The organism is Azospirillum sp. B21, assembly GCF_008364825.1.
Taxonomy (GTDB): Bacteria; Pseudomonadota; Alphaproteobacteria; order Azospirillales; family Azospirillaceae; genus Azospirillum.
The window spans coordinates 165,796-183,583 of sequence record NZ_VTTO01000006.1; the positions used below are offsets into that span (position 1 = coordinate 165,796).

The 17,788-nt window shown below is 67.9% G+C and carries 19 protein-coding genes; 11 read left to right on the forward strand and 8 right to left on the reverse strand.

The window, feature by feature from the left end:
• Positions 1 to 31 precede the first annotated feature (31 nt).
• Together groES and groL are read left to right on the forward strand one after the other, a co-directional pair.
• Positions 32 to 349, forward strand: coding sequence for a co-chaperone GroES (groES, locus tag FZ983_RS16285; protein WP_149224570.1), 318 nt, complete (start codon positions 32 to 34; stop codon positions 347 to 349).
• Between the two features lie 19 nt (positions 350 to 368).
• A complete protein-coding gene (gene groL / locus FZ983_RS16290; protein ID WP_149224571.1) occupies positions 369 to 1,994 on the forward strand; it encodes a chaperonin GroEL in 1,626 nt (541 codons plus the stop codon).
• Positions 1,995 to 2,103: 109 nt separating this feature from the next.
• On the opposite strand, the gene FZ983_RS16295 is transcribed toward groL, so the two are convergent.
• Positions 2,104 to 3,111 (reverse strand): DUF4118 domain-containing protein, encoded by a 1,008-nt coding sequence (locus FZ983_RS16295; RefSeq protein ID WP_188092356.1) that lies wholly within the window; start codon positions 3,109 to 3,111, stop codon positions 2,104 to 2,106.
• A gap of 228 nt (positions 3,112 to 3,339) precedes the next feature.
• On the opposite strand from FZ983_RS16295, the gene FZ983_RS16300 reads away from it, so the two are divergent.
• Positions 3,340 to 4,479 carry a PQQ-dependent sugar dehydrogenase gene (locus FZ983_RS16300; RefSeq protein WP_149224573.1) on the forward strand — a complete coding sequence of 380 codons (1,140 nt, stop codon included), beginning with the start codon at positions 3,340 to 3,342 and terminating at the stop codon, positions 4,477 to 4,479.
• Between the two features lie 35 nt (positions 4,480 to 4,514).
• Positions 4,515 to 4,997, forward strand: coding sequence for a GNAT family N-acetyltransferase (locus FZ983_RS16305; RefSeq protein ID WP_149224574.1), 483 nt, complete (start codon positions 4,515 to 4,517; stop codon positions 4,995 to 4,997).
• 153 nt (positions 4,998 to 5,150) lie between these two features.
• Here the strand turns inward: FZ983_RS16305 and FZ983_RS16310 are convergent, their stop codons facing one another.
• The 7 genes from FZ983_RS16310 to FZ983_RS16340 are packed head-to-tail and all read right to left on the reverse strand — an operon-like array spanning position 5,151 to position 12,106.
• Positions 5,151 to 6,212, reverse strand: a complete 1,062-nt coding sequence (locus tag FZ983_RS16310) for an ABC transporter substrate-binding protein (RefSeq protein WP_149224575.1) — start codon at positions 6,210 to 6,212, stop codon at positions 5,151 to 5,153.
• Positions 6,213 to 6,252: 40 nt separating this feature from the next.
• Complete coding sequence (locus tag FZ983_RS16315) at positions 6,253 to 7,380, reverse strand: FAD-binding oxidoreductase (protein ID WP_188092357.1); 1,128 nt, start codon at positions 7,378 to 7,380, stop codon at positions 6,253 to 6,255.
• Positions 7,377 to 8,969 (reverse strand): NAD(P)/FAD-dependent oxidoreductase, encoded by a 1,593-nt coding sequence (locus FZ983_RS16320; protein WP_247883788.1) that lies wholly within the window; start codon positions 8,967 to 8,969, stop codon positions 7,377 to 7,379. Before FZ983_RS16320 ends, FZ983_RS16315 begins: the two co-directional genes overlap by 4 nt.
• The gene (locus FZ983_RS16325; RefSeq protein ID WP_014188111.1) at positions 8,966 to 9,256 is read right to left on the reverse strand and encodes a (2Fe-2S)-binding protein; all 291 of its coding nucleotides are present in this window, start codon (positions 9,254 to 9,256) and stop codon (positions 8,966 to 8,968) included. Before FZ983_RS16325 ends, FZ983_RS16320 begins: the two co-directional genes overlap by 4 nt.
• 42 nt (positions 9,257 to 9,298) lie before the next feature.
• Positions 9,299 to 10,093, reverse strand: coding sequence for an ABC transporter permease (locus tag FZ983_RS16330; protein WP_149224577.1), 795 nt, complete (start codon positions 10,091 to 10,093; stop codon positions 9,299 to 9,301).
• A gap of 7 nt (positions 10,094 to 10,100) precedes the next feature.
• Positions 10,101 to 11,015, reverse strand: coding sequence for an ABC transporter permease (locus FZ983_RS16335; RefSeq protein WP_149224578.1), 915 nt, complete (start codon positions 11,013 to 11,015; stop codon positions 10,101 to 10,103).
• A complete protein-coding gene (locus FZ983_RS16340; RefSeq protein WP_149224579.1) occupies positions 11,015 to 12,106 on the reverse strand; it encodes an ABC transporter ATP-binding protein in 1,092 nt (363 codons plus the stop codon). The genes FZ983_RS16335 and FZ983_RS16340 overlap by 1 nt, the downstream gene beginning before the upstream one ends.
• Positions 12,107 to 12,298: 192 nt before the next feature.
• Between FZ983_RS16340 and FZ983_RS16345 the strand changes: the two genes are divergently transcribed.
• The 7 genes from FZ983_RS16345 to FZ983_RS16370 all read left to right on the forward strand — a co-directional run bounded on the left by FZ983_RS16345 (position 12,299) and on the right by FZ983_RS16370 (position 17,773).
• Positions 12,299 to 13,156, forward strand: a complete 858-nt coding sequence (locus tag FZ983_RS16345; RefSeq protein ID WP_188092358.1) for an IclR family transcriptional regulator — start codon at positions 12,299 to 12,301, stop codon at positions 13,154 to 13,156.
• A gap of 17 nt (positions 13,157 to 13,173) precedes the next feature.
• On the forward strand, positions 13,174 to 13,329 hold the full coding sequence (locus tag FZ983_RS16350) for a DUF2256 domain-containing protein (RefSeq protein WP_149224580.1): 156 nt from the start codon (positions 13,174 to 13,176) through the stop codon (positions 13,327 to 13,329).
• 107 nt (positions 13,330 to 13,436) lie between these two features.
• Complete coding sequence (locus tag FZ983_RS16355) at positions 13,437 to 13,754, forward strand: hypothetical protein (RefSeq protein ID WP_149224581.1); 318 nt, start codon at positions 13,437 to 13,439, stop codon at positions 13,752 to 13,754.
• Between the two features lie 84 nt (positions 13,755 to 13,838).
• A complete protein-coding gene (locus FZ983_RS34115) occupies positions 13,839 to 14,519 on the forward strand; it encodes a hypothetical protein (protein WP_188092359.1) in 681 nt (226 codons plus the stop codon).
• A 13-nt stretch (positions 14,520 to 14,532) separates the two neighbouring features.
• Positions 14,533 to 16,224, forward strand: coding sequence for a cbb3-type cytochrome c oxidase subunit I (locus FZ983_RS16360; RefSeq protein WP_188092360.1), 1,692 nt, complete (start codon positions 14,533 to 14,535; stop codon positions 16,222 to 16,224).
• Positions 16,225 to 16,240: 16 nt separating this feature from the next.
• Positions 16,241 to 16,444 (forward strand): hypothetical protein, encoded by a 204-nt coding sequence (locus tag FZ983_RS16365; protein WP_149224583.1) that lies wholly within the window; start codon positions 16,241 to 16,243, stop codon positions 16,442 to 16,444.
• Positions 16,445 to 16,762: 318 nt separating this feature from the next.
• Positions 16,763 to 17,773, forward strand: a complete 1,011-nt coding sequence (locus tag FZ983_RS16370; RefSeq protein WP_247883789.1) for a BMP family protein — start codon at positions 16,763 to 16,765, stop codon at positions 17,771 to 17,773.
• Positions 17,774 to 17,788: the final 15 nt, after the last annotated feature.

The window sequence follows — 17,788 nt, forward strand, 5'->3', positions numbered from 1 at the left end:
ACATTCGCTTAAGAAAAAGGAGTGTCACACCATGAAATTCAAACCGCTTCACGACCGCGTTCTGGTCCGCCGCGTCGAATCCGACACCAAGACGAAGGGCGGCATCATCATCCCCGACACCGCCAAGGAAAAGCCGCAGGAGGGCGAGGTGATCGCCGTCGGCGCGGGCGCGCGGGACGAGGCCGGCAAGCTGGTGGCTCTCGACGTCAAGCCCGGCGACCGCGTGCTGTTCGGCAAGTGGTCCGGCACCGAGGTGAAGATCGACGGCGAGGATCTCCTGATCATGAAGGAGAGCGACATCCTCGGCGTGATCGAGGGTGCCGCCGAACCCGCCAAGAAGGCCGCTTAAGCAGGGGAGGAACAGGACCATGGCTGCGAAGGACGTGAAGTTCGGAACCTCCGCCCGCGACAAGATGCTGCGTGGCGTTGACATCCTGGCCGACGCCGTGAAGGTCACTCTCGGCCCGAAGGGCCGCAACGTGGTGATCGAGAAGTCGTTCGGCGCCCCGCGCATCACCAAGGACGGCGTGTCGGTCGCCAAGGAAATCGAACTGTCGGACAAGTTCGAGAACATGGGCGCGCAGATGCTGCGCGAGGTGGCGTCGAAGACCGCCGATCTGGCCGGTGACGGCACCACCACCGCCACCGTGCTGGCCCAGGCCATCGTCCGCGAGGGCGCCAAGTCGGTTGCCGCCGGCATCAACCCGATGGACCTCAAGCGCGGCATCGACATGGCGGTCGAGGCCGTGGTGACGGAGCTGAAGGCCCGCTCCAAGAAGGTGACCACCAACGAGGAAATCGCCCAGGTCGGCACCATCTCCGCCAACGGCGACCGCGAGATCGGCGACATGTTGGCCCGCGCGATGGAGAAGGTCGGCAACGAGGGCGTCATCACGGTCGAGGAAGCCAAGAGCCTGGAGACCGAACTGGATGTCGTGGAGGGCATGCAGTTCGACCGCGGCTACACCTCGCCCTACTTCGTCACCAACGCCGAGAAGATGCAGGTGGAGCTGGATGATCCCTACATCCTGATCCACGACAAGAAGCTGTCCGGCATCCAGGCGATCGTCCCGGTGCTGGAGAAGGTCGTGCAGTCGGGCAAGCCGCTGCTGATCATCGCCGAGGAGGTGGAGGGCGAGGCGCTGGCGACCCTGGTGGTCAACCGCCTGCGCGGCGGCCTGAAGGTCGCGGCGGTGAAGGCCCCCGGCTTCGGCGATCGCCGCAAGGCCATGCTGGAGGACATCGCCATCCTCACCGGCGGCCAGGTGGTCAGCGAGGAACTCGGCATCAAGCTGGACGGCGTCACCATGGACATGCTGGGCCGCGCCGGCAAGGTGGTCATCACCAAGGACAACACCACCATCGTCAACGGCGTCGGGTCGACGGACGACATCAAGGCCCGCTGCGGCCAGATCCGCCAGCAGATCGAGGAGACGACCTCCGACTACGACCGCGAGAAGCTGCAGGAGCGGCTGGCCAAGCTGGCCGGCGGCGTCGCGGTGATCCGCGTCGGCGGCGCCACCGAGGTCGAGGTGAAGGAGCGCAAGGACCGCGTCGACGACGCCATGCATGCCACCCGCGCGGCGGTGGAAGAAGGCATCCTGCCCGGCGGCGGCGTGGCGCTCGCCCGTGCGGTCGCGGTGCTGGAATCCGTCAAGCCGGCCAATGACGACCAGCGCGTCGGCGTGGAGATCGTGCGCCGGGCGCTGAGCGCGCCGGTCCGCCAGATCGCGACCAATGCCGGCGTCGACGGCTCGATCATCGTCGGCAAGCTGAACGACAGTGGGGACTATAACGTCGGCTATGACGCGGCCAAGGGCGAGTGGTGCGATCTGGTGAAGGCCGGCATCATCGATCCGGCCAAGGTGGTGCGCACCGCCCTGCAGGATGCGGCCTCCGTCGCCGGCCTGCTGATCACCACCGAGGCGATGGTCGCCCAATTGCCGGAGAAGAAGCCTGCGGTTCCCGCCCCCGGCGCCGACATGGACTTTTGATCCAGGATTTCCGATCAGGATCATTCTCCACAGGCCTCCCAGTCGAACGGTTTCGGACTGGATGCTCCCTGGACGGGGTCGCGCCACACCGGCGCGGCCCCATTTTTTCTCAATGGACGAATGACTTGCCCGGTTCCGGCAGGGGAAAGCGCAGGGTTGCCTTCACCCCCTCCTCCGGCAGCGGCTGGATGTCCAGGCCGCCGCGCAGCTGCTGGGCCAACTGCTGCATGATCTTGCCGCCCAGGCCCGTCCCCTGCGGCTGATCCGACAGGATGCCGACCCCATCGTCGCAGACGCGCAGCACACAGTCCTTTCCCTCCCTGCGGAAGCTGAGGTCGATCCGGCCGGAACGGCCATCGGGAAAGGCGTATTTCAGTGCATTGGTGATCAGCTCGTTGGCGATGGTGCCGACCGCGATGGCGACGCCCATGTCCAGGACCACATCCTCCACCTCGGCATTCACCGCCACCGGCCTTACCCCCACCAGGCCAAGCTGGAGGTCTTCCACCAGGCTTTCGAGAAACTCCTTGGAATTGACGATGTTGACGCCTTCGACCCGGCGCAGGCGCACATAGACCCGCGCCAGCACGCCGATGCGCTCGATGGTGCCGCCGACGATATCCTGTGGATTCTCCGACCGGCGGGCCGCCAGCATCAGTTGGGCGCAGATCTGCTGCAGGTCGTTGCGGATCCGATGGAGGATCTCGTGCAGCATCAGGTCCTTTTCCTCGTTGACTGCGGACAGTTGGTCCCATGACAAGCGAAGCTGCTCGTTCGCCCGATGCAGGGCATCCGCGACCGCGGCGATGCCGAACCCCAACGCCATGTAGATCAGGAACGCCAGACGGTCGCCGGGCTCCTCGATCCACAGCGCGCCTTCCGGCTTCATGAAGAGCCAGGCCGAGCACAGCCCCGACAGCGCCACGGCCAGGAACCCCGAGCCGCGGTCGAAGACGATCGAAATCAGGAAGATGGTGGGGATGAAGACGAGAAACGGATATTTGTAGAGAAGCGGATCGAGCATATAGCGTACCATCGCCGTCAGCCCGACCAGCAGCAATGTAATTCCGTAGCGCGCCCAGGCCGAACGAGGCAAGCTGGACGACAGACGGCGCAAGACCTTTTCCATACCGCGCGCACGATTCACGACGACAGGACTCCGAACAGCAGGACGGAACCCTTAACAGCCGAACTTTGGATTCGGCCGGCGCGAACGTATGGATTGCGGATGACAATGTGTGGCCGCCATCCGCCCAGCCGGCTGGCGATTCTTTCGGCGAACCAACCTTGGCCGTTCTATCCGCACCCCCATCTGAAGGGCCAGACCGCTTACCGGAGGATGTTGATGCGCAGCACCCTGACCCTGTCGGCCGCCCTTCTTGCCGCCCTCGCCGCAACCCCTGCCCAGGCCCAATCGGGCGCTGGACAGGTGGTCAAGACCGTCCAGACCAGCGCCGGCCCGGTGGCGGTCAGCCGGTTTGCCGACGGGCTGGAACGGCCCTGGGGCATCGATTTTCTGCCGGACGGCCGGGCACTGGTGACGGAAAAGCTGGGGCGGCTGCGCATCGTGACGCGGGACGGCACCCTCTCCGCCCCGCTCGGCGGCACTCCGAAGGTTCTGGTCCAGGGTCAGGGCGGGCTGATGGATGTGGCGGTCGATCCGCAATTCGCGCAGAACCGGACCATCTATCTCGCCTATGCCGAGGCCGGCGACAATGGCCTGTCCGGGACGGCTCTGGGGCGCGGCACGCTGACCGACCGCGGGATCGAGGATTTCCAGGTCATCTTCCGCCAGTCGCCCAAGATGGACGGCGGCCACCATTACGGCACCCGCATCGTCTTCTCGGACGACGGGCACATCTTCCTGACGCTGGGCGAACGCAACAAGATGAGCCCGGCGCAGGACCGCAACGCCACGCTGGGCAAGGTGGTGCGGCTGAACCGCGACGGCTCCCTGCCAAAGGACAACCCTTTCGCCGACGAAGGCAAGGTGGCGGCCAGCGTCTGGTCCTATGGCCACCGCAACATCGAGGCGGCGGCCATCGACCCGCGCACCGGCTCGCTGTGGATCGCGGAGATGGGACCGGCCGGCGGTGACGAGCTGAACCGGCCGGAAGCCGGCAAGAATTACGGCTGGCCGCTGGTCAGCTGGGGCAATCATTACGATGGCCGCGACATCCCCGATCCGCCGACCCGCAAGGAGTTTACCGACGCGGTGATCCACTGGACGCCGGTGATCTCGCCGTCCGGCATGGCCTTCTACCAGGGCAGCCTGTTCCCGAACTGGCAGGGCAGCGCCCTGATCGGCGGCCTGAGCGCCAGGGCGCTGGTGCGGGTCGCCATCGACGGCACCACCGCGAAGGAGGCGGAGCGCATTCCGCTCGACGCGCGCATCCGCGATGTGGCACAGGGTCCGGACGGCGCCCTCTACGTCATCACCGATGCTTCCGACGGCGCGGTCCTGCGGCTGGCGCCGGCGAAGTAGCCTCCGACGGATGGGGGCGCAAAGGACAGGGGCCGATGAGGATCCGCGATTACCGACCGTCAGACGCCCCGGTGTTGGCGCAGATCTACGCCCGTTCCGTCCGTGGCATCGGACCGCGCTTCTACAATCCGGAGCAGGTGGAGGCCTGGGCAGCGCTGGCGCCGACGGTGGAGCGGGTGCGGGAGGCGTATGGCGACGGGCGCATCGCCCTGGTCGCGGTGGATGACGACGACCGGCCGGTCGCCTTCAGCGACGTGGAGACGGACGGCCACATCAACTTCCTCTACTGCGCCCCGGAGGCGGCAGGGCGCGGCACAATGTCGGCACTGGTCGACCTGCTGGAGGAGCGCGCCGCGGCGCTGGGCCATCCCCGCCTGCATGTGGAGGCGAGCGAGGCCGCCCGCCCCTTCCTTCTGCGCCGCGGCTTCACCCTGCTGGCCCGGCGCGAGCTGCGGATCGGCGACGTGCCGATCCACAACTATGCGATGGAGAAGTGGTTGGGGAGGCGATTGGGGTAGATAGAGGCTGCTCTTGTCCCCTCCCCGACCCTCCCCCGCTCCGCGGGAGAGGGAGTAAGTGCCGAAGCGGCGGCAGTCCCCTCTCCCGCAAAGCGGGGGAGGGTTAGGGAGGGGGCACCGATGCTGGAACTCCCCCAGCCAAAAATCGCGCCCTTACCGTTCGATTTCCTTGTTCCAGCGCTGGTTCCAGTCCGGGCGCTTCTCGTTGATGACGTCCCAGTCCACCGTCACGGCGGTCTTCATGTAGCCCTGGAACTTGTTCATCTCGTCGGCGACGTCGGCCGGGGCCTTCACCGTGGTGTTGGACGGGATCTGCGCGCCGTACTGCAGGGCGGCAAGCTGCGCCTCCGGGCTCAGCAGATAGGCGGCGAGCTTCTGGGCGGCCTCGTTGTCCGGGTTCTTGGCGACGACGCATTCGCCGACCATCAGGACGACCGAGCCTTCCTTGGGCTGGACATACTCCACCGGGATGCCCTTGGCCTTCAGCGTGCCGACGCCGGTCGGAGTCAGCGGGAAGATGGCCGCTTCATTGGTCTGCACCATCTCGGCGATCTTGGCGGAGCTGGGGATGTATTCCAGCACGTTCGGGCCGATGGTCTTGCGCCAGGTGGTGAAGCCCGGGTCGACGTTGGTCTCGCTGCCGCCCTTGATGCGGTTGTACATCAGGAAGGCATGCAGGCCGAAGGAACTGCTGGCGGCCGACTGGACGACGATCTTGCCCTTGTACTTGGCGTCGGCCAGATCCATCCAGCTGGTCGGCGGCGCCCAGCCCTTCTCCTCGAACATCGCCTTGTTATAGGCGAGGCCGGTCATCCCCATGTTGACGCCGACCGCCATGTCGCCCTTCATGCGCGAGGACGGATAGACCTGATCCAGCACCGGCGACGGTTCCATCTTCTGGCACAGGCCCATGCCGATGGCGCGGTACATCAGCCCGTCGTCGAGGAAGACGACGTGCATCTGCGGATTGTCCTTCTGCGCCTGCAGCTTGGCGAGGATGTCCGACGAGGTGCCGGGAACGACCACCACCTTGATGCCGGTCGCCTTCTCGAAGGCGGGGAAGACATGCTCGGTGTAGGTCTTCTCCATCGTGCCGCCGTTCATGCCGATGTAGACCGTCTTGGTCTGCGCGGCGGCGGGGGTGGAGAGAGCGGCGGCCGCCGTGATGGCAACCGTGGCGAGACCGGTGAGCGACAGGGTACGCAAGCTGGGCATGCACGTCCTCCAATGGGCCAAGGGGTGAAGTCTTAAGCGGTCAGTCGGAAGCTGAGGGCGGAAAGCGGTCGATGCGGAAGGGCTCCAGCGGCATCGCGGTCTCGCCGGTGGTGACCAGCTCGGCCAGCGTCTGGCCGACGCCGGGACCGATCTGGAATCCCGCGCCGGAAAAGCCGAAGGCGTGGAACAGGCCGGGTGTGGTGCGGCTGGGGCCGACGATCGGGTTGCGGTCGGGCGTGTATCCCTCCACCCCGGTCCAGCAGCGGATGACGTGGGCGTGGCGCAGCTGCGGGAACAGCTCCGCCGCGTCGCGCATCAACGTCAGCACGGCGTCGCGCTGCGGCCGGGCGCGGTCGGAGTCCAGCGCGAAGCCGCGCCCGCCGCCCACAACCATGTTGCCGCGCGGTACCTGCCGGCCATAGACGCCGCCGCCCTCCACCCCGATGTTGACGTCGAGAAAACGGGGCAGCGGCTCCGTCACCGCCATGTTGGGGTGGAGCGATTCCAGCGGCACCGGCTCGCCGAAGGCTTCCGCCACCCGCCATGACCAGGCGCCGGCGGTGTTCAGCAGGAAGCGGGCGCGGACTTCCAGGCTATCGCCGCTCAACAGGACGAAGCGATCGCCGTCCTTCTCCACCCGGTCGACCGGCGTCTGTTCGCGCACCATCGCACCCAGCCCGGCGGCGGCGCGGGCGAAGGCGGGGGAAACGAGGCGCGGGTTGGCATGGCCGTCCTCCGGACAGAGCGACCCGCCGATGGCCCGGTCGCCCAGCGCCGGCCAGCGGCGGCGGAACTCCTCGCCCGTGATGATCTCCAGCCCCAGGCCGAAGCCCTGGCTGCGCTCGCGGTAGGCGATCAGGGAGTCGAGGTCGGCCTCGCTGCGCGCCAGCTTCAAATGGCCGGAGCGGATGTATTCGGCATCGGTGCCCAGCAGCTCCGGCAGGCGGCCCCAGATGGCATGGGCGCGCTGTGATAGCGGCAGTTGCTCCAACGGGCGGCCCTGCCGGCGCACGCCGCCGAAATTGACGCCGCTCGCCTTGGCACCGCACCAGTCGCGTTCCAGCAGCGTCACTGACAGGCCGGCCTGCCGCAGGAACAGCGCCGCCGATCCGCCGACGATCCCGCCGCCGACGATGGCGACGTCGCAGTCGATCCGTTCCCGCATCATGTGACCTCCCGCCCGGTGTCAGTGCCCTCTCCCCCCCGGGGAGAGGGTTGGGTGAGGGGGATGCGTGGCGGAGCGCTTGTGGGAGGTTGGAAGGCTACTACCGGCTGACCGGATCCTCGCAATGCGTCCCCCTCACCCTGACCCTCTCCCCGCTTTCGGCGGACCTCTGGTCCGCCTGTCGCGTCAGCGCAAACTTCGTTTGCACGTGAGCGGGGGGGAGAGGGAATAATCGTCGCGATGGGCAGCGGCTTGATCGGCGGCTGCGCACGCAGGCGCCCCACCCCGTCCGGGCCGGTGCCGAGCGTACGGGACAGCAGCTCCGCCGCGGTGGCGCTGCACATGCGGCCCTGGCAGCGTCCCATTCCGGCGCGGGTCAGCGCCTTGGCGCGGTTCATCTCGCGGGCCTGTCCGCTTCGGGCGACCTCGCGCACAGCACCGGCCGTCACGCCTTCACAGCGGCAGATCATTGTGTCGTCGGCGATCGCGTCTGCCCAGTCCGCCGGGAACGGGAAGGCGGTGTTCAGCACCCGGCGGAAGGCGGCGATGCGGGCGAGCCGGCTGTCCAAGTCCCGCACCCGCGCCGCATCCACCGGCAGCCCGCGATCCTCCAACAGGGCCAGCGCCGCGCGCTCCCCCGCCAGTTCCGCGGCATCCGCGCCGGCAATGCCGCTGCCGTCGCCGGCCAGATAGACACCGGGAACCGAACTGCGCCCTGCCTCATCCCGCTCGGGCAACCACGCCCGGTCGGCCTCGTCGAAGCGGAAGCGGCAGCCGGCAAGGTCGGCCAGTTGGGTTTCCGATCGCAGGCCAAGCCCGAAGGCGACGGCATCGCAACCGGTACGCCGCTCCCGCCCCTGCGCATCACGCCAGACCAGCGCGTCGACCCGCTCCGTCCCCTCGGCTCGCACCGGGCGGACGCCGTTGTGGATCGGCACGCCATGGGCGCGCAGCCAGCCGACGAAAAGCAATCCCTTCGCCAGCGTCGCGGGATCCCGCAGCATGCCGGGGGTGGCGCGGGCCTGGGCGGCGAAGGAGGTGGTGTCGAACACCCCCGCCACCTCGACCCCGGCCTTCAGATACTGGTAGGCGACCAGATAGAGCAGCGGCCCGGTGCCGAGGAAAGCCACCCGCCGGCCGACGGCGCAGCCCTGGAACTTCAGCGCCACCTGCGACCCGCCCAGCGTGAAGACGCCGGGCAGCGTCCAGCCGGGGAAGGGCAGCACGCGGTCGGTGGCGCCCGTCGCCAGGATCAGATGGCTGAAGGGCAGAGTCTCGCTCGTCCCGTCGCACAACAGGTCGAGCGCTCCATCCTCGCAGTTCCACACCAGCGTGCGCGGGCGGTAATCCACCCGATCGCGGATCGCCGCCATGGCGCGGTGGACAGCGTCGGCCTTGCCCGCCTCGAATCCGTACAGCGCCTTCTTCGGGCGGGTGAAGTCGCCTTCCGGCGGCTGGCGGTAGATCTGGCCGCCCCAGCGCGCCGCCTCGTCCACCACCACCGGGCGCAGGCCGGCGGCGACCAGCCGCTCCGCCGCGCGGATGCCGGCCGGACCGGCGCCGACGATGACGGGAGGGAGGAGTTCGCTCACGACGTCCACTCCCCATTGCTCAGCAGGCGCATGCCGTCGGCGATGAAGGTGCCGCAGGCGCGCAGGCGCTCGCCCTCCTCCGTCCGCACCCAGCAATCCTGGCAGGCGCCCATCATGCAGAAGCCGGCGCGCGGGGCATCGGCGAATTCCGTCCGGCGCAGCCGCTCCCCGTTGGTGAGCATGGCGGTCATGACGGTGTCGCCCTCCAGCGCTTCGACCGGGCGCCCGTCGAGGGTGAAGCGGACCACGCGCCGGCCCTGTTCGGCCACACGCTGCAGCAAAGCCATGATGACTGGTCTCCGAGGAGAGAGGTCGGCCGGAGCGGATGCTCAGTGCTGGCCGACCAGGATGCGGTCCAACCCATAGACGCGGTCGAGCAGAAGCACGGCGACCGCGGTGATGCCGATGATGAGAGCCGACACCGCCGCCATCATCGGGTCGATGGATTCGGTGGCGTACATGTACATCCGCACCGGCAGCGTCACCGTGGACGGCGAGGTGATGAAGATGGACATGGTCAGCTCGTCGAAGCTGTTGATGAAGGCAATCAGCCAGCCGCCGGTGACGCCGGGCAGGATCATCGGCAGGGTGACGCGGCGGAACACCGTCGCCTCGCTGGCACCCAGGGAGAAGGCGGCCTGCTCCACGCTGCGGTCGAAGCCGGAGATGGCGGCGATCAGCAGGCGCATCACATAGGGCGTGACGATGACGATGTGGGCGGCGACCAGCCAGCCGAAGCTGCCCGTGGCGCCGATGACGGCGAACAGCCGCAGCATGGCCACACCCAGCACCAGATGCGGGATGATCAGCGGCGACAGGAACAGCGCGTTGAGGAAGCCGCGGCCGGGAAACTCCCAGCGCGTGATGGCCAGCGAGGCCGGCACCGCCAGCGCCACCGCCAGCGTCGCCGCCAGGAAGGCCAGCCACAGGCTGTTCCAGAAGGACTGCACGAAGTCGGGGTGGTGGAACACCGCCTCGAACCAGCGCAGCGACAGGCCGCGGGTCGGCAGCGACAGCGTGTTCTCCGGCGTGAAGGCGACGAGGCAGACGATCACCAGCGGCGCCAGCATGAAGATGACGACCAGCGCATGGAAGATCAGGGCGACGGGTCCGTTGCGGGTCATGGCGTCCTCACCCCAGCCGGCGGCGGTAATGGCCTTCCACCACGCGGTGGTAGGTCAGCATGATGATCAGGTTGGCGGCCAGCAGGATCACGGCGACGGCGGCCCCCATGGGCCAGTTCAGGTCGCTGAGATACTGGTCATAGACCACAGTCGCGACCATCTTCAGACGCCGCCCGCCGAGCAGGCCGGGAATGGCGAAGGCGCTGGCGCTGAGGCCGAAGACGATCAGGCTTCCCGACAGGATGCCGGGCAGGATCTGCGGCGCCACCACCCGGACGATGGCCGTCCCGCGCGAGGCGCCGAAGGACAGCGCCGCCTGCTCCACCGCCGGATCCAGCTTCTGCAGCGAGGTCCAGACCGGGATGACCATGAAGGGCAGCATGACGTGGACCAGCGCCACCACCACCGTGCCTTCGGTGTAGAGCAGCTTCATGCGGCCGATGCCGAGCGCGATCAGCGCCCCGTTCACCGGCCCTTCCGGCCCAAGCAGCATGCTCCAGCCGAAGGCGCGCACGACGACCGAGACCAGCAGCGGCGCCAGGATCACCAACAGGAAGACCGAGCGCCAGGGATTGCCCATGCGGCTGAGGATGTAGGCCTCCGGCACGCCGATCACCACGCAGATCGCGGTCGCCAGCGCCGAGATCCGGAAGGTGCGGAAGAAGATTTCCAGGTAATACTCGTCGGTCAGGACCGACAGGTAATGCTCCAGCGTGAAGCCGCCGGTGCGCCCGGTCGCATAGTCGAACTGGTTGAAGGACAGCAGCGCCGTCAGGAACAGCGGCGTCAGCACCAGCGCCACGAACAGCAGCGCCGCCGGCGCCGACAGGAACAGCGGGGCGGAGCGGACGCGGCGTTCCGGCGCCTCTTCGCCGGGGGCAGCGGGAGCGGCCGGCGCGCTATCGGGAAGGGTGGCGCTCATCAGGTCACCTCGAGCGCGACGTCGGGCGCCTCCGCCATGGCGCCGCGATGAACGCGCACCACGGAGGGCGTCCACTCAAGGCCCACCGGCGCACCCTGGTCGGCCGGGGCGGAGCCGTCGTTCGGCGTCACCACCATCACCGTGCCGAGCGGCCCGTCGATGTGATAGAGCCACTGGCTGCCCAGGAAGAAGCGGTCGGCGACCCGACCGGTCAGCAACCCGTTGGACGGCTGGGTCAGCCGCAGCTTTTCCGGCCGGATGCAGAGAGTTACCGTCTCGCCCACCGAAAGGCCCGGCATTTCCACCGGCACGGCGATGCCGGCCAGCGACACCGTGGCGCCGGCACCGGTCGCCGTCGCGACCTTGCCCGGCAGCAGGTTGGTCTTGCCGACGAAGCGGGAGATGAACTCCGTTTCCGGATGTTCGTAGATGCGATAGGGCTGGTCGATCTGGGTGATGCGCCCGGCCTCCATCACAACGACGCGGTCGCTGATCGAGAAGGCCTCCGCCTGGTCGTGGGTGACCATGACGGTGGTGGTGCCGACCTTGCGCTGGATCTCGCGCAGTTCGAACTGCATCGCCTCGCGCAGTTTGGCGTCCAGGTTGGACAGCGGCTCGTCCAGCAGCAGCACCGGCGGGCGGATCACCAGGGCGCGCGCCAGCGCCACACGCTGCCGCTGTCCGCCGGATAGCTCGCGCGGATAGCGCTTGGCGTAGGGGGAGAGGTGGACCAGAGACAGCGCCTCTTCCACCCGCGGCTTGCGCTCGCCCTTGGGCACGCGCTGCATCTCCAGCCCGAAGCTGACATTGTCGAACACGGTCATGTGCGGGAACAGCGCGTAGCTCTGGAACACGATGCCCAGCCCGCGGCTGTTCGCCTTGGCCCGCGTGATGTCGCGCCCGTCCAGCCGGATGGTGCCGGCCGACGGTTCGACGAAACCAGCGATCATCTGCAGGGTCGTCGTCTTGCCGCAGCCGGACGGGCCGAGCAGAGAGACGAACTCGCCCTTTTCCACCGACAGCGATACGTCGCCGACCGCGGTAAGCGGGCCGTAACGCTTGGTGATGTTTTTCAATTCGAGGAACGACACGGGGGGAATTCTCCCTCTTGCTGACCGGGCCTCTGTCTTTCGGGGCCTCACCTGTATGACCCGATGGTTCAGCCTGACGACCGGTTGCGTCAATCCGCTTTTTCCGTCAGCAGAAAAGATTTTGCAAAAGCTTCCGATATACGGAATAGATGGTGCAACAAACATTCACCGTTTTTCACACGGAGCCGGAGCATGAGCGCCGATACCCGCGGCAAGCCCAACGACAGTGCGGGCAGCGACGAGACGGGCGCGAAATCCAGCCTGCAACGCGGGCTGGCGATCCTGCGGCTGCTGGCCTCGTCGAACGAGACGGGGGCGCGGCTGACCGACATCGCCCGCGCGCTCGACCTGACGCCGCCGACCGTCCACCGCCTGCTGAAGATCCTGGCGGAGGAAGGAATGGTGGAGCCGGACCGGGCGACCAAGCGCTACCGCCTGGGCATCGACCTGTTCGGTCTGGCGGCGCAGGCGGGCAACCCCAACAACCTGCGCGACATCTGCCGGCCGATCCTGCTGCGCCTGTCGGCGACCCTGCGCGACACCATCTTCCTGCTGGTGCGCAGCGGCTTCGACGCGGTGTGCCTGGACCGCAGCGAGGGGCCCTTCCCCATCCGCTCCTTCACCGGCGACATCGGCGGGCGGGTGACCTTGGGCGTCGGCCAGGGCAGCCTTGCCATCCTCGCCTACCTCCATGCGGAGGAGCGGGAGGAGGTGATCCGCTTCAACCTGCCGCGCATGCAGGGGGTAGGCATCATCGACGAGGTCTATCTGCGCACGGAAATCGCACGTGTGCGGGATTTGGGCTATGCCAGCCGTTCGACCGGCCTGCTGCCGGGCATGTCCGGCGTTGCCGTTCCGGTGCTGGACCGCGACGGGCACGCGGTGGCGGCGCTCAGCGTCGGCACGATCAGCGAGCGGCTGAACGAGGAACGCCTGCCGGTGGTGGTCGACATCCTGAAGCGCGAATCCGCCGCGATCAGCCGCCAGCTGAACCCCTTCGACCCGGTGCTGCGCCGCCCGGCCGCGGTGCTGGGCAGCGGTTCGGCATAGCGGAAGGGGGTGGCGCGATGAAGGGCGTCAAGAAGGCCGACCTTCCCACCAAGACCTGCCCGGTTTGCAACCGTCCTTTCACCTGGCGGAAAAAATGGGAGCGGGTGTGGGAGCAGGTGAAATACTGCTCCGACCGCTGCCGAGGGGAGGCACGCAAGGGCGGGCGGTCCTGATGGCTCGATGCCGATCGTTTGATGTCGATCAATGGCGGGGTTGCCGCGATCACCTAGGATCGGCATCGCTTGGGGAATGCCCCTGGCCGGTCGATTTTGCGGCGGACATGAAGCGTTCGGGCCACATCCTTGCCGTTCTCCTCTTCGCCTTCGCGCTCCTGTTCGGCGCGGTGGGCGGAGCGATGGCGCATGTGGACATGCAGGCCGGCCCGTCCGACCATCACCATGGCGAAACGCGCGACGGAACCCACAAGGCCGCGCTGACCGTGGCCGCCCCCTGCTGCCCGGCGGCCGAAGCCCCGGCGACGGACAGGCTCCCCGCGCCGGTCCGATGGGCCGACGCCTCCTGGCCGCAGCGCCCGGACTATGCGCCGGACAAGCGCGCAATCGCACCGGAAACGCCCCCTCCCAAGTCCAGCCTCTGATCGGCCGCGCGCCGCGCTGTCCATTCCGGTCAGCCGGTCGCGGTGCCCGCCAGCGCATTCAAACGCGATCAGAGGACTTCCTCCATGCCCGATCCGAGGCATTTCACGACCCGTCGCGGCTTCATCGCCGGACTGGGCTTCGGCGCCGTGTCGCTTTACGGCGCCTGGGCAGCCTATGGCGCCGCCCCCCTCCCCTTCGGCCACACACCGTCCGCCACGCCTGAACCCGAAGCCCACGGCCACGGTGGAAGCAACGGCGACAGCCATGGCGGCCATGCCGCGGCAGCCGCCCCAACGGCGGACGACTTCCGCCTGGAGCATGAAACCTTCCTGCGGACCTATGCGCAGACGGACGGCAGCGTCGATCCGCACGCCGCTTCCCACGGCGGCGCGCGTTCGCACGGCCACGCACATGGCGCCTCCCAGGGCGCCCCCCATGGCGGCCACGCCGATGAGGGTCATGACGACGACGGCTCCGCCACCGAACCGGTGACGGTTTTCCTGATGGCGCAAAAATTCGCCTACAGCCCCGATCTTCTGCGCCTCAAGGCAGGGCAAGCCTACCGGTTCCGTATGATGGCGGACGACATCACCCATGGCGCCTCCATCCAACTCGGCGCGGCCAGCCGCATCATCCGGCTGCGGCCGAACATTATCAGCGAGCAGACGATCACCTTCACCAAGCCGGGCGAGTATCTCGTCTACTGCACCGTCTATTGCGGCCAAGCGCATGACGCCATGCAGGGCCGGATCATCATCGTCTGACGGGGGATCGATCATGGACACCATTCCACACGACGCCCCGATCATGGCCGGATCCGGTCTGACGGCGCGAATCCGCACCCTGCCCCGGCCCGACAAGGCGTTGCTGAACCTGCTGTTCGGTGCCGCCCTGCTCGCCCTCGTCCTCGGACTTGCCGACGGTCTGCTCACCGCGCTTGCCCGGGCCGGCGCATTGACCTTCTTTCCCGACGACGCCTACCGGCTGCTGACCGTGCACGGCGTGTCGGTGTTCTTCTATTGGCTCTACCTGATCCAGGCGGCGCTTCTGCTGGCGCTGGCCGCGGCGGAGAACAGCCGGGGCCTTGCCCTCCGTCCGGCAGCCTGGGCGGGGGCCGCCCTGATGCTGGCCGGCTTCGCGGTCAGCGAGTGGATTTCCTACACCGGCACGCCGCTGCTCTATGACGGCAGCCCGGAACTGGCGGTGGACGACCCACGCTCGGTCGGGTTCTTCGCGCTCGGCTATCTGCTGCTGTCCGCCGGCCTCACGGCGTCCGCCGTCAGCGGCATCGCCACCCTGCTGCAGCCGCGCCGCCGGGGCGAGGCGGAGGAGTTCGGCGCCGTCGGCTTCGCCCTGTTCGCCTGGGCCGGCTTCCTGATCGTCAGCGCCATCGCTGCCACCAACGCTTTCCTGCCCGGCCTGCTCTGGTCGCTCGGCGCCGGGCCTTTCCCGGCCGACCACGGCACCGAATGGCACATCCTGTTTCACAACCTGCACTATCTGCCGCTGATGGCGACGGTGCTGGTTTGGTACGTGCTGACCCGGCATCTGACCGGCGTCACCTCCATCCACGGTGCCCGCCTGTCGAAGATCGTCTTCGCCGCCTATCTGGTCTTCGTCCCGCCGACCAGCCTCTACCACATGTTCCTTGAGCCCAACCTGTCGGAAGGCGTGCGGGTGGTGGGATCGCTGCTGTCGCTGTTCGTCTCGGTCCCGACGCTGGCGGCCTTCGCCATCATCGTCTCGTCGTTGGAAGCCAGCGCGCGGGCACACGGCGCCACCGGCGTCTTTGGCTGGATTCGCGGCCTGCCCTGGGGCAATCCGGCGATGGCGAACATGGGCTGGGCGGTGGTCAACATGATGGTCGGCCTCACCTTCGCCTTCGTGCTGATCCAGGGCGAACTGGCGCCGATGCTGAGCGACACCTTCTTCGTGCCCGGCTATTTCCATCTCTTCGCCGTCGGCGTGCTGACCCAAACCTTCCTGGCGGCGCTGATGGTGCTGCTGCCGGCGCTGAACGGCGGCCACCTGTGGCGGCCGGCACTGCTGGCCCGCATGCCGGCCCTTGTGACCGCCGGCCTGCTTCTGTTCGCGGCAGCCGGCATTGCGGCCGGCACCATGGGCGTGCCGCGCCGGGTGTTCGACGTCGGCTATGGCGGCATGGCCCCGGCGGCATGGCCGGTCCTGATGGCGCTGGTCGGCATCGGCGCCAGCCTGTTCGCCGCCGCCCTGTCGGTCAGCGTTTATGGTGTCGTCCGCACCCTGCTGTCCGGCCGCAAGCTGTCGGCGATGGAGTTGCCGGCGGTCGACTGGAAGGCTGGTCAAAACCGCATCGGCGCCGCACCCGCCTGGACCGGCCCCGCGTCGATCGCCGCGCTGGTGGCGGCCATGTATGTGTTCACCATCGCCGCCTTCCAGCTGATCCAGTCGCTACCTGTCGCCGTCATCGGCGGCGGCCACGGCCATTGACCGCAGGAGACCCGCCATGAAGAACGACGAAGTCCGGCTGATGCTCGCCATCGTCGCGGTCTGGGCGGCGCTGGCCGCCGTCTATGCCCTCGTTCCCAGCCTTGGCATGCCCGGCTATGTCCGAGTCTGGGGCGGAGGGGCCGTGGTGTTCCTGCTGCTCGCTGCAGTGCTGACCTTGAGCGGACGGCGTGGGGACGGCGGCGAGGCACCGCGATCCTGACCGGATGGCCAGGAAGTATTGCCTGTTTTTCAATCACATGCCGGCATTCTGACCGGCCGGAAGGTCGCCCCCGGCAGACGGGTGGCGGCCCCGGCCGCTGGCATCTCTGTTGCATTTGCATGTATGGCACGCACGCACCCATGGATTCGGGGTAACATTCCCGGGTAGTCATGGGCTTCAGCGGGCCGGCCGCCCTGCTGCCGAGGCCCTGCTGCCGAGGAGGGGCGGTTGACGAAACGCGGCCAACCATACGCGGCCAACGAGACTCTGCGACGAAGGGGATTCACGATGTCGGTTCGGGGGATGGGGAATCTGGGCATGGGTGTATTCGGAATGACGCGCCGCGCGGTGCTGTGCGGCGTCGCCGCGGTCGCCTTCGCGGCGGCGGCCGGCGGCTCCCTGCCGGCATTCGCGCAAGGCAAGCTGAAGGTCGCCGGCATCTACACCGTTCCGATCGAACAGCAATGGGTCAGCCGCATCCATGTCGCGCTGAAGGCCGCCGCCGACCGCGGCGACATCGAGTATGTCTGGGCCGAGTCGGTCGCCAACACCGATTATGAGCGCGTGATGCGCCAGTATGCCGAGGCCGGCCAGCAGCTGGTCTTCGGCGAGGTGTTCGGGGTGGAGCGCGCCGCCCGCGCCGTCGCCAAGGACTATCCGAAGACCGCCTTCGTCATGGGCTCCAGCTTCAAGCCGCAGGAGCCGAACTTCTCGGTCTTCGACAACTACATCCAGGAGCCGGCCTATCTCTCCGGCATGGTCGCCGGCGGCATGACCAAGTCGAACGTAATCGGCATGGTCGGCGGCTACCCGATCCCCGAGGTCAACCGCCTGATGAACGCCTTCATGGAGGGCGCCAAGGAGGTCAACCCGCAGGTCAAGTTCTCCGTCAGCTTCATCGGCTCCTGGTTCGACCCGCCGAAGGCCAAGGAAGCCGCCTTCGCCATGATCGATCGTGGCGCCGACGTGATGTACGCCGAGCGCTTCGGTGTGTCGGATGCGGCCAAGGAGCGCAAAGTTCTGGCCATCGGCAACGTCATCGACACCCAGCCGCAGTATCCGGACACCGTCGTCGCCAGCGCCCTGTGGCACATGGAGCCGTCGGTGGAGCGCGCCATCGCCGCGGTGAAGGCCGGCAGCTACAAGGCCGAGGATTACGGCCCCTACAGCATGATGGCCCACAAGGGCTCCAGCCTCGCGCCGCTGGGCACCTTCGAGGCGAAGGTCCCCGACGCCATCAAGGCGAAGGTGAAGGAGCGCGAGCAGCAGATCCGCGACGGCAAGTTCACCGTGAAGGTCAACGACGCCGAGCCGAAGTCGACGATGTGACGCCCGGCGTATCTG